This window comes from Kitasatospora sp. NPDC057512 (assembly GCF_042802135.1).
Classification (GTDB): Bacteria; Actinomycetota; Actinomycetes; order Streptomycetales; family Streptomycetaceae; genus Kitasatospora.
The window spans coordinates 1-2,765 of record NZ_JBHVET010000931.1 but is presented as its reverse complement, the minus strand read 5'-3'; the positions used below and the strand labels follow the sequence as shown (position 1 = coordinate 2,765).

The window sequence follows — 2,765 nt, the reverse complement described above, 5'->3', positions numbered from 1 at the left end:
GCAGCGCCATGTCCCACATGCCGTGGTGACTGGCGCCGTCCGGGCCGGTGATGCCCGCCCGGTCCAGCACGAACGTCACCGGCAGCCGGTGCAGCGCCACATCCATCATGATCTGGTCCAGCGCCCGGTTCCGCTCTGTCGTTCCGTCACGCCGTCACACCGGTGGCGGGCACCGGCGGCGGGATCAGTGGAAGAAGTGCCGCGCGCCGGTGAAGTACATGGTCACGCCGGCCTCGGCGGCCGCCGCGACGACCTCCTCGTCACGGATCGAGCCACCGGGCTGGACGATCGCCTTCACGCCGGCCGCGATCAGGATCGCCGGCCCGTCCGCGAACGGGAAGAAGGCGTCCGAGGCCGCGTAGGCGCCCTTGGCGCGCTCGCCGGCCCGCTCGACCGCGAGCTTGCAGGAGTCCACCCGGTTGACCTGGCCCATGCCGACGCCGACCGAGGCGCCGTCCTTGGCCAGCAGGATCGCGTTGGACTTGACGGCCCGGCAGGCCCGCCAGGCGAAGGCCAGCTCGGCCAGCTCGGCCTCGGTCAGCGCCTCGCCGGTGGCGAGGGTCCAGTTCGCCGGGTCGTCGCCCTCGGCGTGCACCCGGTCGGCGTCCTGGAGCAGCACGCCGCCGGAGACCGGGCGCACCTCCTGACGGTTGGCCGGGGCCTCGGGGGCGAGCAGCACCCGCAGGTTCTTCTTGCGGGTGAGCACCTCCAGGGCGCCCTCCTCGTAGCCGGGGGCCACGACGACCTCGGTGAAGATCGGGGCGATCTGCTCGGCCAGCGCGACGGTGACCGGGCGGTTGACGGCGATCACGCCGCCGTACGCGGAGACCGGGTCGCACTCGTGCGCCTTGCGGTGCGCCTCGGCGACGTCGGCGCCGGTCGCGATGCCGCACGGGTTGGCGTGCTTGATGATCGCGACGGCCGGCTCGGCGTGGTCGTAGGCGGCGCGGCGGGCGGCGTCGGTGTCGACGTAGTTGTTGTACGACATCTCCTTGCCGTGCAGCTGCTGCGCGCCGGCCAGGCCGCCGGTGCCGTCGCTGTACAGCGCGGCGCCCTGGTGCGGGTTCTCGCCGTAGCGCAGCACGTTCTGGCGCTCCCAGGTGGCGCCGAGGAACTCGGGGAAGCGCTCGTCGCTGGGCGCGTAGCCGTCCTCGAACCAGGAGGCGACGGCCACGTCGTAGGCGGCGGTGTGGGCGAACGCGGCACCGGCCAGGCGCTTGCGGGTGGCCAGGTCGAAGCCGCCCTCCCGGACGGCCTTCAGCACGTCGCCGTAGCGGGCCGGGTCGACCACCACGGCCACCGAGGGGTGGTTCTTGGCGGCGGCGCGCACCATGCTCGGGCCGCCGATGTCGATCTGCTCGACGCACTCGTCCGGGGTGGCGCCGGAGGCGACGGTGGCCTTGAACGGGTAGAGGTTCACGACGACCAGGTCGAAGGGCTCGACACCGAGCTCGGCCAGCTGGGCGCGGTGCGACTCCAGCCGCAGGTCGGCCAGCACGCCGGCGTGCACGCGGGGGTGCAGCGTCTTCACGCGCCCGTCCAGGCACTCCGGGAAGCCGGTCAGCTCGGAGACCTCGGTCACCGGGACGCCGGCGGCGGCGATCCGGCCGGCGGTGGAGCCGGTGGAGACGATGGCGACCCCGGCGGCGTGCAGGCCTTGGGCCAGCTCCTCCAGACCGGTCTTGTCGTACACGCTGATCAGCGCGCGACGGATCGGACGAACGTTCTCCGAAACGGGCGTGGTGGAGCTGGCACTCATGCCGGAATCCATACCTTTCGGTCCTCGATGCGGTGACCTTCGCGGGCCAGCCGGCCCACGACGTCGACGAGCAGCTTGCGCTCGACAGTCTTGATGCGCTCGTGCAGCGCTTCGCCGCCATCGGCGTGGTCGGCGTCGACGACCTCGACGACGCCCTGCGCGATGATCGGCCCGGTGTCCACGCCGGAGTCGACCAGGTGGACGGTGCAGCCGGTGACCTTCACCCCGTACGCGAGCGCGTCGGTGACGCCGTGGGCGCCGGGGAAGGCGGGCAGCAGTGCGGGGTGGGTGTTGACGATCCGCCCGGTGAAGGCGGCGATGAACTCGGGGCCGAGGATCTTCATGAAACCGGCCGTGACCACCAGGTCCGGCCGGTACTCGGCGACGGAGGCGGTCAGCGCGCGGTCCCAGGCGGCCCGGTCCGGGTGGTCCTTCACCCGGTGGACGAAGGTCGGCAGGCCCGCCTTCTCCGCGCGCTCCAGGCCCGCGATCCCGTCCCGGTCCGCACCGACGGCGAGGATCTCGGCGCCGTACGCCGGATCGGCCGCGGCCTCGATCAGCGCCTGCAGGTTGGTGCCGGAGCCGGAGACCAGCACCACCAGGCGGGCCGGTCCGGGCGTACGGGGCGGGAAGTGCTGGGCGGGGGCGGCGGCCACTGCGCGTCTCTCCGTAGGTCGGGCGCCGTCCGCTGGTACGTCCACCGGCGGTGGGGCCACTACGAACGGCAGGTCGAGCGAGGGGGAACTCCGGGGAAACCCGCCGCGACGCGGGCCCGGGGGAACCTCTGTGGGCTGCTGACCGTCACCACGATAACGGCTGGTCGGACGGCCTCCGCACCCTCCCGGCGGCGCTACGCGCGTAGTTGAGACGGGGATCTCCTCCGGCCCGCCGCACCGGAGTTGCCCCGGCCCGCACCTGCCCGCCCGGGCCCCGCGGCCCGGGCCGCCGACGGCCCGACGGACGGCCGCGGGACCATCCCGCCGGACGGCCGCCGGATCAGGCTGCG

The 2,765-nt window shown here is 73.7% G+C and carries 2 protein-coding genes and 1 pseudogene; all 3 read right to left on the bottom strand.

What is annotated here, in order from left to right; translation table 11 throughout:
* Nucleotides 1-130 (bottom strand): annotated as a pseudogene (locus ACFU6K_RS35910) (hypothetical protein); the annotation flags it as partial.
* Nucleotides 131-184: 54 nt separating this feature from the next.
* The gene (gene purH / locus ACFU6K_RS35905) at nucleotides 185-1,759 is read right to left on the bottom strand and encodes a bifunctional phosphoribosylaminoimidazolecarboxamide formyltransferase/IMP cyclohydrolase (protein ID WP_380670360.1); all 1,575 of its coding nucleotides are present in this window, start codon (nucleotides 1,757-1,759) and stop codon (nucleotides 185-187) included.
* The gene (purN, locus tag ACFU6K_RS35900; protein WP_380670358.1) at nucleotides 1,756-2,415 is read right to left on the bottom strand and encodes a phosphoribosylglycinamide formyltransferase; all 660 of its coding nucleotides are present in this window, start codon (nucleotides 2,413-2,415) and stop codon (nucleotides 1,756-1,758) included. The genes purH and purN overlap by 4 nt, the downstream gene beginning before the upstream one ends.
* Nucleotides 2,416-2,765 lie beyond the last annotated feature (350 nt).

Excerpts from the sequence above, each read along its gene's own strand:
- purH (WP_380670360.1), bottom strand. The coding sequence starts at position 1,759 with ATGAGTGCCAGCTCCACCACGCCCGTTTCGGAGAACGTTCGTCCGATC.